This window comes from Nonomuraea sp. NPDC050202 (assembly GCF_040656115.1).
GTDB lineage: Bacteria > Actinomycetota > Actinomycetes > Streptosporangiales > Streptosporangiaceae > Nonomuraea.
On record NZ_JBFALF010000019.1, the window covers coordinates 88,968 to 105,447 of the forward strand.

Annotated in this window: 16 protein-coding genes; 12 read left to right on the forward strand and 4 right to left on the reverse strand. The window is 73.6% G+C overall.

The features are described from left to right. The 3 genes from manD to AB0I79_RS37980 are packed head-to-tail and all read right to left on the reverse strand — an operon-like array spanning position 1 to position 4,282. Positions 1 to 1,209 (reverse strand): D-mannonate dehydratase ManD, encoded by a 1,209-nt coding sequence (gene manD / locus AB0I79_RS37970; RefSeq protein WP_357884168.1) that lies wholly within the window; start codon positions 1,207 to 1,209, stop codon positions 1 to 3. Continuing rightward, positions 1,206 to 3,131 carry a cellulase family glycosylhydrolase gene (locus AB0I79_RS37975; protein WP_357884170.1) on the reverse strand — a complete coding sequence of 642 codons (1,926 nt, stop codon included), beginning with the start codon at positions 3,129 to 3,131 and terminating at the stop codon, positions 1,206 to 1,208. The genes manD and AB0I79_RS37975 overlap by 4 nt, the downstream gene beginning before the upstream one ends. Before the next feature lie 14 nt (positions 3,132 to 3,145). Then, positions 3,146 to 4,282: an ROK family transcriptional regulator gene (locus AB0I79_RS37980; protein WP_357884172.1), complete on the reverse strand. Its 1,137-nt coding sequence runs from the start codon at positions 4,280 to 4,282 to the stop codon at positions 3,146 to 3,148. Positions 4,283 to 4,478: 196 nt separating this feature from the next. Between AB0I79_RS37980 and AB0I79_RS37985 the strand changes: the two genes are divergently transcribed. The 10 genes from AB0I79_RS37985 (at position 4,479) to AB0I79_RS38030 (ending at position 15,162) form a co-directional block, all read left to right on the forward strand. Continuing rightward, entirely contained in the window at positions 4,479 to 5,804 is a 1,326-nt protein-coding gene (locus tag AB0I79_RS37985; protein WP_357884174.1) for a sugar ABC transporter substrate-binding protein, read from the forward strand. Further along, positions 5,801 to 6,715, forward strand: a complete 915-nt coding sequence (locus tag AB0I79_RS37990) for a sugar ABC transporter permease (RefSeq protein ID WP_357884176.1) — start codon at positions 5,801 to 5,803, stop codon at positions 6,713 to 6,715. Before AB0I79_RS37985 ends, AB0I79_RS37990 begins: the two co-directional genes overlap by 4 nt. Then, the gene (locus tag AB0I79_RS37995) at positions 6,712 to 7,569 is read left to right on the forward strand and encodes a carbohydrate ABC transporter permease (protein WP_357884178.1); all 858 of its coding nucleotides are present in this window, start codon (positions 6,712 to 6,714) and stop codon (positions 7,567 to 7,569) included. The genes AB0I79_RS37990 and AB0I79_RS37995 overlap by 4 nt, the downstream gene beginning before the upstream one ends. A 274-nt stretch (positions 7,570 to 7,843) precedes the next feature. Continuing rightward, complete coding sequence (locus AB0I79_RS38000; RefSeq protein ID WP_357884180.1) at positions 7,844 to 9,004, forward strand: inositol-3-phosphate synthase; 1,161 nt, start codon at positions 7,844 to 7,846, stop codon at positions 9,002 to 9,004. Between the two features lie 313 nt (positions 9,005 to 9,317). Beyond that, on the forward strand, positions 9,318 to 10,289 hold the full coding sequence (locus AB0I79_RS38005) for an SCO3242 family prenyltransferase (protein ID WP_357884182.1): 972 nt from the start codon (positions 9,318 to 9,320) through the stop codon (positions 10,287 to 10,289). After that, complete coding sequence (locus AB0I79_RS38010; protein WP_357884184.1) at positions 10,286 to 11,200, forward strand: sugar phosphate isomerase/epimerase family protein; 915 nt, start codon at positions 10,286 to 10,288, stop codon at positions 11,198 to 11,200. The genes AB0I79_RS38005 and AB0I79_RS38010 overlap by 4 nt, the downstream gene beginning before the upstream one ends. After that, a complete protein-coding gene (locus AB0I79_RS38015) occupies positions 11,200 to 11,802 on the forward strand; it encodes an EboA domain-containing protein (RefSeq protein WP_357884421.1) in 603 nt (200 codons plus the stop codon). Before AB0I79_RS38010 ends, AB0I79_RS38015 begins: the two co-directional genes overlap by 1 nt. Continuing rightward, a complete protein-coding gene (locus AB0I79_RS38020; RefSeq protein WP_357884186.1) occupies positions 11,802 to 12,656 on the forward strand; it encodes a TatD family hydrolase in 855 nt (284 codons plus the stop codon). Before AB0I79_RS38015 ends, AB0I79_RS38020 begins: the two co-directional genes overlap by 1 nt. Then, on the forward strand, positions 12,656 to 13,783 hold the full coding sequence (gene eboE, locus AB0I79_RS38025) for a metabolite traffic protein EboE (RefSeq protein ID WP_357884188.1): 1,128 nt from the start codon (positions 12,656 to 12,658) through the stop codon (positions 13,781 to 13,783). Before AB0I79_RS38020 ends, eboE begins: the two co-directional genes overlap by 1 nt. Then, positions 13,780 to 15,162 carry a nucleotide pyrophosphatase/phosphodiesterase family protein gene (locus AB0I79_RS38030; protein ID WP_357884190.1) on the forward strand — a complete coding sequence of 461 codons (1,383 nt, stop codon included), beginning with the start codon at positions 13,780 to 13,782 and terminating at the stop codon, positions 15,160 to 15,162. Before eboE ends, AB0I79_RS38030 begins: the two co-directional genes overlap by 4 nt. Here the strand turns inward: AB0I79_RS38030 and AB0I79_RS38035 are convergent. Continuing rightward, the gene (locus AB0I79_RS38035) at positions 15,111 to 15,323 is read right to left on the reverse strand and encodes a hypothetical protein (protein ID WP_357884192.1); all 213 of its coding nucleotides are present in this window, start codon (positions 15,321 to 15,323) and stop codon (positions 15,111 to 15,113) included. The two genes, AB0I79_RS38030 and AB0I79_RS38035, sit on opposite strands and share 52 nt — an antisense overlap. 81 nt (positions 15,324 to 15,404) lie before the next feature. Between AB0I79_RS38035 and AB0I79_RS38040 the strand changes: the two genes are divergently transcribed. Then, entirely contained in the window at positions 15,405 to 15,869 is a 465-nt protein-coding gene (locus AB0I79_RS38040; RefSeq protein ID WP_357884194.1) for a hypothetical protein, read from the forward strand. Continuing rightward, positions 15,866 to 16,474: a TetR/AcrR family transcriptional regulator gene (locus AB0I79_RS38045; protein WP_357884196.1), complete on the forward strand. Its 609-nt coding sequence runs from the start codon at positions 15,866 to 15,868 to the stop codon at positions 16,472 to 16,474. Before AB0I79_RS38040 ends, AB0I79_RS38045 begins: the two co-directional genes overlap by 4 nt. Positions 16,475 to 16,480: the final 6 nt, after the last annotated feature.

Sequence of the window (16,480 nt, forward strand, 5' to 3'; positions counted from 1 at the left end):
TCACCAGTTGGTCATGGTGCCGTCCTCCAGCCGGCTGACCGGCAGGTAGGCCCGCTGGTACGGGAACCGCTCCGCCAGGTCGTCCCGGTAGTCCACGCCCAGCCCCGGAGCGTCCCCCGGATGCAGGTAACCGCCGGAGAAGGCGTAGGCGTGCGGGAAGACCTCGTCGGTCTCGGCGGTGTGCCGCATGTACTCCTGGATGCCGAAGTTCGGGATGGACAGGTCGAAGTGCAGCGCGGCGGCCATCGCGACGGGCGACAGGTCGGTGGCGCCGTGGCAGCCGGTCCGCACCTGGTGCACGTCCGCGTACGCCGCGGCCGTGCGCAGATGGGTGATCCCGCCGCCGTGCACCACCGTCATCCGCAGGTAGTCGATGAGGTACTCGCGCAGCAGCAGCGTCGCGTCGTGGATGGTGCTGAAGATCTCCCCGACCGCGAGCGGCGTCGTGGTGTGCCCCCGGATCAGCCGGAAGGCCTCCTGCTGCTCGGCGGGCGCCACGTCCTCCAGCCAGAACAGCCGGTACGGCTCCAGGTCCCGCCCCAGCCGGCCCGCCTGGATCGGGGTGAGCCGGTGGTGGGCGTCGTGCAGCAGGTGCACCTCGTCGCCGTACTCCGCGCGCACGCGCTCGAACAGCGACGGCACCGTGGCCAGGTACTTCTCGGTGCTCCAGACGTCCTCGGCGGGCAGCCCGGCCTCGGCGGGCTCGTAGAACAGCTCGCCCCTGCCCACGCCGTACGTGCCGGACAACCCCGGCACCCCGGCCTGCACGCGGACCGCCTTGTACCCCAGGTCCAGGTAACGCCCGACCGCCTCCACGGCCTCGCCGGCGCTGTGGCCGCTGGCGTGCCCGTACACCAGGACGCCGGTCCTGCTCGCGCCGCCCAGCAGCTCGTAGACGGGGACGTTCAGCGCCTTGCCCTTGATGTCCCACAGCGCCATGTCCACCGCGCCGATCGCGGTCATCGTGACGGGGCCGCGCCGCCAGTAGGCGCCGCGGTAGAGGAACTGCCAGCTGTCCTCGATCTGGAACGGGTTGCGGCCGATCAGGCAGGGCGCCACGTGGTCGCGCAGGTAGGCGGCGACGGCCAGCTCGCGGCCGTTGAGCGTGGCGTCGCCGAGCCCGTACACGCCCTCGTCGGTGTGGACGCGCAGCGTCACGAAGTTGCGTCCCGGACAGGTGACCAGCACCTCGACGTCGGTGATCCTCATGCCAGCTCCAGCACGCGCACCCCGTACGGCGGCAGCTCCACGACGCTGACCGGGGCGCCGTCCTCGTCGCGCAGCACCCCGCCGCGCACGGACGGCGCGGCCTTGATCTCCGCGTCGGACTGGCTGACGCACCACACGAACACGCGGCCGTCCTCGTGCCGCATGAGCGCGGCGCTGACCAGCGGCGTCTCGAACGAGACGGCCGTCTCCACCCCCGCCTCGGCGGCCAGCGCCCGGTACAGGCGCCAGGTGGGCTCGGGGTTGGCGTGCGGCGTGATCGCGGCCATGTACTCCAGCGGGTACGTCGCCAGCACCATCCACCCGGCCCCGACGGTGTGCCGCAGCAGCGCCGGCCGGCCCTCGGCGTCGCGGGCCAGCACCTGCGCCCCCTCCGGCTCGACCGGCAGGTACGAGCGCGAGTTCGCGTTCCCCGCCACCGGGAAGACCAGCTCGTCCCCGGCCTGGAGGTCGCCCAGCGCCGCGGTCATGGTCAGCGTGAGCCGGTCCCCGGGGATGGGCTCGACCAGGCCGTACCGCGTCTGCTTGCGCACCCCGAACAGCTCGTCCAGGCCCGGCCACCAGGAGCCGCGCTGGTTGGCGTGCTCGCCGGCGAACCAGGAGGCGTACACGGTGGCGCCGGCGCGGGCCCGCTCCAGCAGCGCGCGCCAGCCGGGCGCGGTGAGCTGCTTGGCCGACGGCAGCAGGTACAGCCGGCAGTCGTCGGGGATGCCGTCCTTCTCCCTGGCCACGCCGACCGCCAGGTCGGCCTCGCGGGCCGCCACGTACGCCTGCCGGCAGACGTCGAAGACGACCGTGGCGTCCCCGGGCTGCGTGAACGGGTAGCGGCTCTCCAGGTACGACGAGACGACCAGCGCCGCCTGCGCGTCGGGGCGGGCGCAGCGCCGCAGGTCCACCCGCTCGATCAGGGCCGCGAAGTCGCGCACCTCCCGGGCCTGCGCCTTCGGCCGCCCGGAGGAGTCCACCAGCCCGAAGTGCATCTCGAACGGGTGGTGGCTGTACGGCTCGGCCTCCCACAGGTCGTCGTAGTCGGTGTTGTTCCAGGCCAGCCAGCCCGTCGCGCCCGCCAGCAGGGTGTTGTGCAGGACCTGCCGGTAGTAGTGGGCCGCGTTCGCCTCGCTGGTGTAGTCGCTGGTGAGGCCGAACTCCTCCATGATCACCGGTTTGCCGCCGAGGTCGAGCAGCTCGCACACGAACGCGGCGCCGAGGTGCTGGCGTACGGGGTCGGTCTCCATGCGGTAGACGTGCGGGCCGAGGAAGTCGACCAGCCCGGCCAGCTCGCGCACCCGGAAGCCGTTGTCGTTGCCGGTGACCTCCACGCCCCAGGCGCCGTCGCCGATCGAGACGGGCTGGGTGCCGCCGCCGGCGCGGACGGCGTCGATGAGGATCTGCGCCCAGCTCGTCACCTGCTCGTGGTCGAGGGTGCCGATGCCCCGCGAGCGCCAGTCGCCGTAGATGGGGACCTCGTTGGTCAGCAGCCAGGCGGCCACGGCCGGGTGGTCCTTGAAGCGGGCCGTCAGCTCGCGGACGTACCAGGCCTGGCGGGCCACGAACCACACGTCGCCGAACAGGTCGCGGCCCTGCCGCCAGGCGGGGTCCCAGTTCTGCCCGGACATGTGGCCGACGATGAACGTCGGGATCGTGCGCATGCCGAGCGCCTGGTGCCGGTCGAGGAAGTCGGCGTAGCGGGCGACGAGCCGCTCGTCGAGGGTGTCGGGGGTGGGCATGAAGTCGGGCCAGTAGAAGAAGCTCCTGGTGACGGTCATGCCGTGCTCGCGCATGACCGCCAGCTCCGCGGAGACGACGTCGGGGTCGTAGTCGCGCCACATGCGCGGCCCGCCCGCCCTGGACCAGAAGTTCACGCCGACCCAGAGGTCGTCGAGCCTGGCCGAGTGCCGCTTCACCTGTGATGTCCTCCTCAGTCGCTGCCGGTGACGAAACTCTGGATGGCCACGACGGCGCCGCCGCGCGCCCACTCGCGGAAGTCGTCGGCCTCGACGACCACGTTCACCGAGCCGGGCACGTCGCGCCGGTAGGCGGCCAGGGCCTGGGCGAAGTCGTCCTTGGCGAGGCGGGCCAGCTCGACGCCCTCGCCCGCCAGGACCACGGTCTTGACCATGGAGACCGTCGCGACCAGCGCGATGAGCCTGCCCAGGGCGTGCGCGGCCTCGCGGACGAGGGCGCGGCACACCCGGTCGCCGGCCGCGGCCAGCCGCATGACCTCGTCGTAGCCGACCTCCCGCCGCAGCGCCAGCCCGGCGGCGGCCTCGATCGACCCGCTCGACAGGTACGCCGCCGCGCACCCGCGATGTCCCTCCGGGCACATCGGCCCGCCGGAGCGCAGCACCAGGTGCGCGAACATGCCCAGGTCCGCCTCGGAGGCGGCCACCAGGTGGTCGTGCGCGATGAGCGCGTACCCGATGCCGGCCCCGATCGTGACCAGCGCGAAGTCGCGCAGCCCGCGTCCCGGCCCGAACCAGTGGTGCTGGTGCGCCAGCGCCGCGACGTCGTTCTCCACCACGCACGGCACGCCCAGCGCCCGCTCCATCAGCGGTATCAGCTCCACCTGCTCCCAGCCCAGGTACGGCGCGTCCACCAGCCGCTCGCCGCCGACCCCGGCCGAGGCGCGGTTGTTGCCCCCGAGCGTGATCCCGGCCGCCACCGGCCGGCCGCCGGCCAGCTCGTCCAGCAGCCCGCGCGCCTGGCGGCACACGGCCTCGGGGCTGCGGTCGGTGATCGGCTCGTCGCGGCCCGCGATCACCTCGGCGCGCAGGTCGGTGACGACCGCGTGCACGCGGTCCGCGGTCAGCTTGAGGCCCAGGAAGCGGTGCTCGGCGGCGGCCACGTCCAGCGGCCGGGTCGGGCGGCCGTTGACCGGGTCGTGCACCACCTCGCCCTCGACCAGGAGCCCGGCGTCGATCAGGGGCTTGGTCAGCCGGGTCAGGCTGCCGGTGGACAGGTGCAGGGTCTTGGCCAGCGCGGTCCTGGACTGGGGGCCGTGGATGATCAGCTCCTTGACGATGGAGCGCGCGGCGTCGGGCAAGGCGTCCCACATGCCGCCCCATCTTCGGGGCCCCACCACCATCAGCGCCAGCCTCCCTCTCGTTAGCTTTGCCGCAAAGCTAACACGCGCTGCCGATCACATAACACCCACGAAATTTGTGCACAAGTAGTGACATCTACCTCACTTCTTCTCTAAGTTGGCTTCCCTGCAAAGCCATCTCTGGAACTTTGCACGGAAGGAGACGCGGATGCGTATCAGTGGGGTCTCCGGCTCGATCACGGCGCTCGGACTGGCCGTCATCCTGGCCGCCTGCTCGTCGGGCACGGGCACGGGCGCGGGCGATGGGGCCGCCGCGACGCAGGCGGCGCAGACGGGGCCGGTCACGCTGAATTTCTGGTGCTGGGGCATGGGCCAGAAGGACAAGGTCGCGGCGTTCAACAAGGCCCATCCGGACATCCAGGTCAAGCACACCGACGCCGGCGGCGGCACGGACACCGCGACCAAGCTGCTCACGGCGAGCCGGGCGGGCAACGCCCCCGACGCCACCTGCCTGGAGTACCAGACGATCCCCGCCATGATCGTCGCCGGGGCGCTGGCCGACATCTCCGCCCACACCGCCGACGTCAAGGACGCCTTCACACCCGAGGTGTGGTCGCTGACCAGCTTCGACGGCGCCGTCTACGGCGTGCCGCAGGACGTCGGGCCGATGGTCATGGTCTACAACAAGAAACGCTTCGACGAGCTGAAGATCTCCGTGCCGAAGACCTGGCAGGAGTTCGCCACCGTGGCCGCCGACGTCCGCAAGAAGGACCCCGACGCCTACCTGGCCACGTTCGCCCCCGCCGAGTTCGGCAACTTCGCCGGGCTCGCCCAGCAGGCCGGCGCCACCTGGTGGAAGGTCCAGGACCAGACCTGGACGGTGGGCATCGCCGACACCGCCTCGACCGAGGTGGCCGCCTACTGGCAGGGCCTCATCGACAAGGACCTGGTCAAGGCCCAGCCGCTGCTCACCCCCGAATGGAACAACCAGCTCAACAAGGGCAACATCCTCAGCTGGCCGAGCGCCCTGTGGGCCCCCGGCGTGCTGTACGGCATCGCCGAGAAGCAGGCGGGCGACTGGGCCATCGCGCCGCTGCCCCAGTGGACCGAGGGCGACGACCGGGTGGCCTTCCAGGGCGGCAGCGCCATCGCCGTCACCAAGAACTCCAAGCACACCCAGGCCGCCGCCACGTTCGCCAAGTGGATGAACACCGACAAGACCGCCTACGACATCCAGATCGCCGCCGGCGAGTACCCGGCGTCGCTGGCCGGCCAGCAGGCCACCGCCGCCAGCGAGCCGCCCAAGCTGGTGGCGAACCAGAAGGACTACTGGCAGGTCGCCACCAAGGCCGCGCAGCGCACGATCCCGCACATCAGCTGGGGCCCGAACGTCGGCACCGCGCAGAGCGCCTTCCAGGACGCCATGGCCGCCGCCATCCGCGACAAGACGCCCCTCCTCCAGGCGCTGCAGAAGACGCAGCAGGTCGTCGTGGACGACATGAAGGCCACCGGCTTCAAGGTCGCCGGCCCATGACGGACGTCAACGGCGCCCGCCGCGGGTCGCGGGCGCCGTACCTGTTCATCGCCCCCGCCGTGCTGCTGTTCCTGGCCTTCCTGGCCGTGCCCATCGGGTACGCGATCTACCTCAGCGCCCGCGGCCTGCGGCTGACCGGCAAGGGCATCTTCGGCACCCGCCAGGAGGTCTTCGTCGGCCTCGACAACTACGCCAGGATCCTCACCGACTCCGAGTTCTGGGCCGGCTTCGGCAGGCTCACGCTCTACGGGCTGATCAGCGTGCCGCTCACGCTCGGGCTGGCGCTGCTGTTCGCGCTGCTGCTCGACTACGCGGGCGCGCGCGGCCGCCGGTTCGCGCGTACGGCGATCTTCCTGCCGTACGCCATCCCCAGCGTGACGGCCTCGCTCCTGTGGGGCTTCATGTACCTGCCCTCCACCAGCCCCTTCAGCTACCTCACCAGGGAGCTGGGGCTGGGCGAGATCCCGTTCCTGGCCGGGGACGGCATCTACCCGTCGCTGGCCAACATCGCGGTGTGGGGCGGCGTCGGCTTCAACATGATCATCATCTTCACGTCGCTGCGCGGCATCCCGGCCGAGCTGTCGGACGCCGCCCGCATCGACGGCGCCTCCGAGTGGCGCATCGCCTGGCACGTCAAGATCCCGCTGGTGTCGCCCGCGCTCGTGCTCACCGGCCTGTTCGCGCTCATCGGCACCCTCCAGGTGTACGGCGAGCCGACCACGCTCGCCCCGATGACCACCGAGATCTCCCAGACCTGGGTCCCGCTGATGCACATCTACCGCGACGCCTTCATCCGCGACGACCTCCCCCTGGCCTCGGCCGCCTCCGTCATCCTGGCCGCCGGCACCCTCGTCGTCTCGGTCGTGCTCCTGAAGGTCACCCAGAAGCGCGCCTCCGGAGGCCTGTCATGACCACGCGCACGCACCTGCTTCCGCACCAGCGCGCCAAGTTCCTGCCCACCCTCGTCCTGCTCGTCGGCGCCCTCTACTGCCTGGTGCCGGTCGCCTGGGTGATCGTCGCCGCCACCAAGGCCAGCGGCGAGCTCTTCTCCACCTTCACCTTCGCCCCCGGCACCGGCCTGCTGGACAACCTGCGCGACCTGTTCGCCTACGGCGACGGCCGCTTCCTCCTCTGGGCGGCCAACAGCGCCCTGTACGCCGTGGCCGGCTCCGCCGCCTCGACCCTCATCTCCACCCTCGCCGGCTACGCCATGGCCAAGTACGACTTCCGCGGCCGCACCGTGCTGTTCTACGCCATCCTGGCCGGGGTGCTCGTGCCCGGCATGACGCTGGCCATCCCGCAGTACCTGATCATGTCGGAGACGAACCTGGTCGGCAGCTACTGGTCCGTCCTGCTGCCCAGCCTCATCTCGCCGTTCGGCATCTACCTGGCCCGCGTCTACGCCCTGTCCTCCGTCCCGGACGCCACGCTGGAGGCGGCCAGGATCGACGGGGCCAGCGAGTACCGCATCCTCGGCACCATCGGGCTGCCCATGATGCTCCCCGGCATGGTGACGATCTTCATGCTGCAGTTCGTGGGGACGTGGAACAACTTCCTGCTGCCGTACATCATGCTGTCGGACGAGTCGAGGTTCCCCATCACCGTCGGCCTCTACACCCTCCTGGCCAAGGGCTCCTCGGAGCCCGCGCTCTACAGCATCGCCATCGTGGGCGCGGCCGTGTCGGTGATCCCGCTCATCGCACTGCTGCTGTTCCTGCAGCGCTTCTGGCGCCTGGACCTGCTCAGCGGCGGCCTGAAGGGCTGACTCCACCGGCGCGTGCCGCACCGGCACCGGGTTTTCGACCCTCAGAGCCAGAACGAGCCCCGGCCCCGCTTGAACGACGGCCCTTTCGAGCGGATCCTGGTCACAAGTCCGATCATGACGTGTGCGGCTCCCCGCAGCCGCCCGACCCTTATGGAGGACGCGTGACACAGGCCGATCACGCGGTTCACCGGCTGGCGGGCCGCCCCGCCCTCCTCGGCCTTCGACGCTGAACACCCCCCGGGACGGGGCGCGTCCCGGCCGCGAAGGAGACCACATGAGAACGGGAACCTGGCTGATCGGCGCACGCGGATCGGTCGCCGTCACGAGCGTGATCGGAGCCCTCGCCATCCGCGCGGGCCTGGCCGCGCCGACCGGTTGCGTCCTGGAGACGCCCGCCCTGCGCGAACGCATCCACCCCGGCATCGGCGACCTCGTCTTCGGCGGGCACGACGTCACCTCCGTCCCGCTGGAGAAGAAGGCCGCCGAGCTGGCGGGCTCGGGGGTGGTGCCGGCCGCGCTCGCGCTGGCCGTGAAGGACGACCTGGCCGCCGTCGAACAGCAGGTACGGCCGCTGCCCGCCGCCGCCACCCAGGCGGAGACCGCTCGCGCCATCGCCGCCGACCTCGACCGCTTCCGCCGCCACCACGACCTGGACCGCGTCGTCGTCATCAACGTCTCGACCACCGAACCCGTCGCGCCCCCGCACCCCGCCCACGCCTCACTGCGAGAGCTCCGCGCCGCCCTGTCCGGCCCGCCCCCCGCCGCCGAGCCGGTGCTGCCGCCCAGCTCGCTGGCCGCCTACGCCGCCCTGTCCGCCGGCTGCCCGTACGTCGACTTCACCCCTTCGACGGGCGCCCGCCTGCCCGCGCTCGACGAGCTCGCCCGCGAGCGGGGCCTGCCGTACGCCGGGCACGACGGCAAGACGGGGGAGACGCTGGTCAAGTCGGTGCTCGCACCCATGTTCGCCCAGCGCAACCTCAAGGTGCGCACCTGGTCGGGCATCAACCTGCTGGGCGGCGGCGACGGCGCCAACCTGGCCCGGCCGGGCGCGAACGCCGCCAAGTCCGCCAGCAAGCAGCGCGTGCTGCCCGAGACGCTCGGCTACCTGCCGCAGGGCGAGACCCGCATCGACTACCTGGAGGACCTGGGGGACTTCAAGACCGCGTGGGACCTGGTCACGTTCGAGGGCTTCCTCGGGACCGGCATGCGGATGGAGTTCACCTGGCACGGCTGCGACTCCGCGCTCGCGGCGCCCCTCGTCCTGGACCTGGCCCGGCTGACGGCCGCCGCCCACCGCGCGGGGCGCGCCGGGCCGCTGCCCGAGCTGGCGTTCTTCTTCAAGGACCCGCTGGGTGAGGTGCCGCACGGGCTCGCCGGCCAGTGGCGGACGCTGTGCGACCTCGTCACCGCCCTCGGCTCGGAGCACACCCCGTGACTTCGTCCCCCGCGCGCCACGCCTTACGCCCACGGGCCACGTCGCTGACGGGGCCGCACGCCTCACGGCCTCCGGCCACGTCGCGCCCGTGGGCGGCGACCGGGCGGCACACCTTACGCCCTCCGGCCACGTCGCGCCCGTGGGCGGCGACCGGGCGGCACACCTTACGCCCTCCGGCCGTGCCGCGCCCGAGGAGCGTGAGATGGCCTGTCACCTGGGACGGCGCGGGTGCGACACGGCTGCGGGCGAGGGACGCCGAGATCGGTGCGCGGTATAGTGCCGCTGGCCGACCCGGGGTGAGAGAGGCACGTCGATGACCGCGCTGCGGGACCTGGCCGAGCTCGTCCGGGCGCCGGCCGCACTGTCCGTCCCCGGCGACGTGGCCGCGGGCGCCGCCGCCGGGCGCGTGCTGGGCCCGCGGACGCTCGGCCTGGCCTGCTCCTCCGTCTGCCTGTACTGGGCCGGGATGGCCGCCAACGACTGGGCCGACCGCCACCTCGACGCCGCCGAACGCCCCGAACGCCCGATCCCGTCCGGCCGGGTACGCCCGGGCACGGCCCTCGGCGTGGCCGCCGGGCTCACCGCCGCGGGCCTCACCATCGCCGGCCTCACCGGCGGCCGTAGGGCCCTGGCGGTCGCGGTGCCGCTGGCGGGCGCGATCTGGGCGTACGATCTGGCCGCCAAGAACACGCGCGCCGGCCCTCTGGTGATGGCGGTCTGCCGCGGCCTCGACGTGCTGCTGGGCGCGACCCCAGGGCCCTCGCCCCAGGGGCGCACACCTCCCGGGCACCGGGCCCGCGGAAGCACGCGGCCCCGAGACCCCGCGGGCGGCGGTCCTGCGCCCACCCGCCCGGCCTGCGGCAGCTCCGTGGCCGCCGCGCTGCCCGCCGCCCTCACCGTCGCCGCCCACACCTACCTCCTCACCGGCCTGTCGCTGGGCGAGACCTCCGGCACCACCCGCCACCGCCCCGCCGCCACCCTGGCAGGCACCGTCGCCCTGGCCGCCACCACCGCCTTCCGGCGCACCGAACGCAACCTCGAGGCCGCCGCCGCGCGGGCCGTCCTCGCGAGCTGGTACGCCTCCCAGTTCGGCACCACCCAAGCCCGAGCCGTCGCGGACCCGTCGCCGCAGCGGGTGCGGGACGCCGTCACGGCCGGCATCGTCAGCCTGCCCGCGCTCCAGGGCGCCCTGGTCGCGCGGGCAGGAGCGCCCCGCGTCGGGCTGGCGCTCGCCGCGATGGTCCCGCTGGCCCGCCGGCTGGCCAGGAAGTTGTCCCCGACATGATCAGATTCGGTTACGGCACCAACGGCTTCGCCAACCACCGCCTCCCCGACGCCCTCGACGTCATCGCCGGCCTCGGCTACACCGGCGTGGCGCTCACCCTCGACCACCACCACCTGGACCCCTACGCCGGCGGGCTCGCGCGGCGCGTGGCCGAGGTCGCCGACCGCCTGCGGACACTCGGCCTCGGGGTGGTCGTCGAGACCGGCGCCCGCTACCTGCTCGACCCCCGCCGCAAGCACGCCCCCACGCTGCTGGACGACGACCGCGACCAGCGCGTCGGCTTCCTGCGCACGGCCGTGGCCATCGGCGCCGACCTGGGCGCGGAGGCGGTGTCGTTCTGGTCGGGGGTCCGGCCGGCGCACGTGCCGCCGGACCTGGCCTGGGACCGGCTGGTGGACGGGTGCGCGCGGGTGCTGGAGGAGGCCCGCGGGGTGCCGCTGGGGTTCGAGCCGGAGCCGGGGATGCTCGTCGACACGATCGCCGGCTGGCACGCGCTGCGCCGGAAGCTCGGCGGGCCGGACGGCTTCGGCCTCACCCTGGACATCGGCCACTGCCGCTGCAACGAACCCGACCCCGTGCCCGACTGCGTGACGGCGGTGGGCCCGTACCTGGTCAACGTCCAGATCGACGACATGCGCCGGGGCACGCACGAGCACCTGGAGTTCGGCGAGGGGGAGATCGACTTCCCGCCGGTGCTGCGCGCGCTCGCCGGCTCCGGCTACCGCGGCCTGGTCGCCGTCGAGCTGCCGCGCCACTCGCACGCCGCCCCGGACGTCGCCGCCCGCTCCCTCGCCTTCCTCCGCGACGCCGAGCGAGCGTCCGCCCGCCAGGACGAGCGAACGTCCGCCCGCCAGGACGAGCGAGCATCCGCCCGCCAGGACGGGCAGGAATCCGAAGGAGGCAGAACGTGATGCCATCCGAGCGGCTGCACGCCGCACTCCGCGACACCCCGAACGGCGCCTGGCTGGACGAGGCGCTGGCCAGCCCCGGCACGTTCACCCGCTCGTTCGCCGCCGCGGGAAGGCGCACCGGCCGGGCCCCGCTGCCGGGCATGCCCGGCTGGACCGCCGACGAGGCCGCCAGAGCCCTGCTGCTGGCGGCCCTGCCGCCCGGCCGCGTCGCCGCGGAGGCCCACGACCTCTACCACCACGGCGACGCCGACGAGAAACGCGCCGTCCTCAAGGCCCTCCCCCTGCTCCCCATCGGCACGGACGCGGTGCCGCTCCTGCGCGACGCCATCCGCACGAACGACGCCCGCCTGCTGGCCGCCGCCCTCGGCCCGTACGCCGCCCATCTCGACCAGGCCACCTGGCGGCAGGCGGTGCTCAAGTGCGTGTTCATGGGGGTCCCGCTGGCCGAGGTGGACCGGCTGGACGAGCGGGCCGACGCCGAGCTGGCCGCGATGCTGGCCGCGTTCGCCGAGGAGCGGGAGGCGGCCGGCCGCCCCATGCCCGGCGACGCCGCCGCCCTGCTCAGCCGTCTCACCAGTGACCTCACCATCGAGGAGACCTGATGCGCATCTTCGACCCGCACATCCACATGACCTCGCGCACCACCGACGACTACGCGCGCATGGCCGCCGCCGGGATCGTGGCCGTCGTGGAGCCGTCCTTCTGGCTGGGCCAGCCGCGCACCGGCCCCGGCTCGTTCGCCGACTACTTCGACTCGCTCCTCGGCTGGGAGCCGTACCGGGCCGCCCAGTTCGGCGTGGCCCACCACGCCACGATCGCGCTCAACCCCAAGGAGGCCAACGACCCGCGCTGCCGCCCCGTCCTCGACCTGCTGCCCCGCTACCTGGACAAGGACCGCGTGGTCGCGGTCGGCGAGATCGGCTACGACTCCATGACCCCGGAGGAGGACGACGCCTTCGAGCGCCAGCTCGCCCTGGCCGTCGAGCACGAGCTGCCCGCGCTGGTGCACACCCCGCACCGCGACAAGGCCGCCGGCACCCGCCGCACGCTCGACCTCGTCAAGGCCTCCGGCATCGAGCCGGGCCGCGTCGCCGTCGACCACCTCAACGAGGTCACCATCGACCTCGTGCACGGCTCCGGCTGCTGGATGGGCTTCTCCATCTATCCCGAGACCAAGATGTCGCCGCCGCGCATGGTCGAGCTGCTGCGCAAGTACGGCACGGAGCGCGTGCTGGTCAACTCGGCCGCCGACTGGGGCGTCTCCGACCCGCTGCTCACCCTGGCGACCGCCGAGGCGATGCTGGCCGCCGGGTTCGGCGAGGACGACGTGGACCGGGTCATGTGGCGCAACCCCGTGGAGTTCTACGCCCAGTCGGGCCGCCTCGACCTGACCGGCGTCACCGGGGCGGCCGAGCCCACGTTCGCCGGCAGCTCCATCAAGCGCGGCGGCGAGTGATGCGGCTGCGGCACCGCTCGGGCACGACGCTGCACCTCGGCTACTGCACGAACGTGCACCCGGCCGAGGACCTCGACGGCATCATCGCGCAGTTCGACACCTACGCGGTCCCGATCAGGGAGCGGCTCGGCGGCGACGTCCTGGGGCTGGGGCTGTGGCTGGCCGCACCCGTGGCCGAGGTCCTGGCCGCCGACCCCGGCCTGCGCGCCAGGCTGCGCCGCGAGCTGACCTCGCGGGGCCTGGAGGTCGTGACGCTGAACGGGTTCCCGTACCGGTCCTTCCACGACCCGGTCGTCAAGCACGCCGTCTACCGCCCCGACTGGACCAGCAGGGAGCGGCTGTCGTACACGGTCCACCTGGCCCGCATCCTGGCAGACCTGCTCCCCGACGACGCCGCCAGGGGGTCGGTCTCGACCCTGCCGCTCGCCTGGCGCGAGCCCTGGAACGCCGCCATGGCGGACCAGGCGGCCCGCCGCCTCGACCAGCTCGCCGCCGGGCTGGCCGCCGTCGAGTCGGCGACCGGCAGGGTGGTGCGGGTGGCGTTCGAACCCGAGCCGGGCTGCGTCGTGGAGACGACCGGGCAGGCGATCACCCACCTGGCCCGCGCCGACACCGGGCGGCTCGGCATCTGCCTGGACCTGGCCCACCTGGCCTGCGCGTGGGAGGAGCCGGCCGCCGCGCTGAAGGCCCTGCGGGCCGGCGGCCTGCCGATCGTCAAGGTCCAGGTCTCCGCGGCTGTGGAGAGCGCCGACCCGCGGGCGCTGCGCGAGTACGCCGAGCCGCGCTTCCTGCACCAGACCCGCAACCCGCACGGCGGCGCGGCCGACGACCTGGACGAGGCGTTCGCCCGCGACCTGCCGGGGCCGTGGCGGGTCCACTACCACGTGCCGCTGCACGCCGACCCCGCCCCGCCCCTGGCCACCACCACGCCGGTGCTGCGCGAGGCGCTCAAGGAGCTGGCCGGCGGGCCCGAGCCGCTGTGCGACCACTACGACGTGGAGACCTACACCTGGGGCGTGCTGCCACCCGCGCTGCGCCCGCAGACCCCGCGACAGCTCGCCGAGGGCATCGCCGACGAGCTGGACTTCGCCCGCACGCAACTGCGCGACCTCGGAGTGACGGCATGACCAAGCTGCTGGTCCTTGACGTGGTGGGGCTGACCCCGAGACTGCTGGCCCACATGCCGCGCCTGCGCGCGCTGGCCGCGGACGGTTTCCAGGCCGGGCTCGGCACCGTGCTGCCGGCGGTCACCTGCTCGGCGCAGTCCACGTTCCTGACGGGCCTGCCGCCGTCCGGGCACGGGATCGTGGGCAACGGCTGGTACTTCCGCGACCTCGGCGAGGTGCTGCTCTGGCGGCAGCACCACGCGCTGGTCGGCGGCGAGAAGCTGTGGCAGGCCGCGCGCCGCGACCGGCCCGGCTACACGGTGGCCAACGTGTGCTGGTGGTACGCCATGGGCGCCGACGTCGACTGGACCGTCACGCCCCGCCCGATCTACCGCGCCGACGGCCGCAAGGACCCCGACTGCTACACCGACCCGCCAGGGCTGCACGACGAGCTGACCGCGAAGCTCGGCACGTTCCCGCTGTTCAGCTACTGGGGGCCGGGCGCGGGCATCGCGTCGTCGGCCTGGATCTGCCGGGCCGCCGAGCACGTCATGGCCGTCCACGACCCCGACCTGACGCTCGTCTACGTGCCGCACCTCGACTACGACCTGCAGCGCCACGGCCCCTCCGACCCGCGCGCCGCCGCCGCGGCTGCCGAGCTCGACACCGTGCTGGCCCCGCTGCTGGACGCGGCGGCGGGCCGGACCACGGTGGTGCTGTCGGAGTACGGCATCACCGACGTCTCCCGGCCGGTGGACGTCAACCGCGCCCTGCGCGCCGAGGGGCTGCTGCGCGTGCACACCCAGGACGGCATGGAGTACCTGGACCCGTGGACGTCACGCGCGTTCGCCGTCGCCGACCACCAGATCGCGCACGTCTACGTCCGCGACCCCGCCGACGTGCCGGCCGTGGCCAAGCTGTGCGCCTCCATCGAGGGCGTCGCCACCGTGCTCGACCAGGACGGCAAGGCCGCGCACGGCCTGGACCACCCGCGCTCGGGCGAGCTGGTCCTGCTCGCCGAGCCGGACTCCTGGTTCACCTACTACTACTGGCTCGACGACGCGCGCGCCCCCGACTTCGCCCGCGTCGTCGAGATCCACCGCAAGCCCGGCTACGACCCGGCCGAGCTCTTCTTCGACCCGGCCGCCCCGGGCGCGGCCAAGCGGCGGGCCGGGCTGGCGCTGCTGCGCAAGAAGGCGGGCCTGCGCTACGTGATGAGCGTCGTCGGCCTCGACGCGGGCGCCCGCGCCGTGCGCGGCTCCCACGGCCTGCTGCCCGCCGACCCCGCCGACGCGCCCGTCCTGCTCTGCTCAGACCCGGACCCAGCGGGTACGTCTGCCCGGCCGCACTACGCGGCCACGGAGGTGAAGGACCTGCTGCTGCGCCTGGCCCAGTCGTAGAGGTGACAGGCGACCTCGCTGCCGCCGCCGGCCTGCCGCCGCCGGGCCGCCGCCGGGTCGCCGCGCCCGCCGCCGGGCTGCCGCGCCCGCCGCCGCTCCCGCCCGTCGGGGCGGGTGGCCGGGCTCGCCGAACCGCTTGTCCGGGTACGTCCAGGACTCACCCGGCTCCCCCGGGGAGCCGCGCCCGAGGAAGATCGGATATCGGCCCGGACCTGCCCGCCTCCGGCGTAAGGTGTGCCGATGTGAAGCGCGACCGCCGCCCCCGCTCCCTCCTGGCAGCCGCGGCGGGCCTGGCCGCCCTCGCCCCCGTCTACTACCTCACCGAAGCCGCCGCCCGCTGCCTGCGCGCCGGCCACACCGCCTTCACCCCGGCCCCCACCGGCCTGGCCTTCCTGGCGGCCGTGGCCGTCATCGTCACGCTCCTCACCGCCCGGCCCGCCGCCGCGCTGGGCTGCGGGGTGCCGCTGATGGCGGCCGGCGTCCTGTTCGCCCTCGACCTGGACGCCGCGATGGGCCTGGCGGCCACCCTGCCCTGGGCGCGTACCGGCGGGCTGCCGTGGGCCCCGCCGGGCGGCGCGCCGTGGGCCGAGCTCGCCGAGCCGCCCGGCACCCTGGCCGGCATCAGCGGCCTGTACGCGCTCATCGGCGCCCTGCTCGTGCTCTCGGCGCTGTCCCGGGCTCGCCGGCGATCTATCCTGGACGTGTGAGCGGGCGGGATCCGGATCGGCGCAGGGCGCTGCTCGACGCGGCCGACCGGGTCATCACGAACGAGGGCCCCGGCGTGTCGATGGCGGCCATCGCCGCCGAGGCGGGCATCACCAAGCCCATCCTCTACCGCCACTTCGGCGACAAGCACGGCCTCTACCAGGCCCTGGCCGACCGCCACGTGCGCACGGTCATCGCCCAGCTCCGCCCCGGGTTCGCCGCGACCGGGGCCGACCTGCGCGGCAGGGCCAGGGCGGCCATCGGCGTCTACCTCGACGTGATCTCCGCCAACCGCAACCTCTACCGGTTCCTGTTCCACCGGGCAGGCGCCGAGGACAGCAGGGTCCGCTCCCACATGACCTCGCTGGTGCGCAGCCTGGGGGAGGAGCTCGGCGGGGTGCTGGCCGCCGAGCGGGTGGTGCCCGACCCGACGCGCGCCCAGGTCCTCGGCCACGCCTTCGTCGGCATGGTGCAGACGACCGGCGACTGGTGGCTCGACCACCCGGAGGTGGACCGCGACCAGGTGGTGGAGGGCCTGGTGGACGTGATCGCCGGCGCGCTCGCTCCCCTGGACGCGAGAGCAGCCCACGCCGCCGGGCACGGCTGAGCCCGA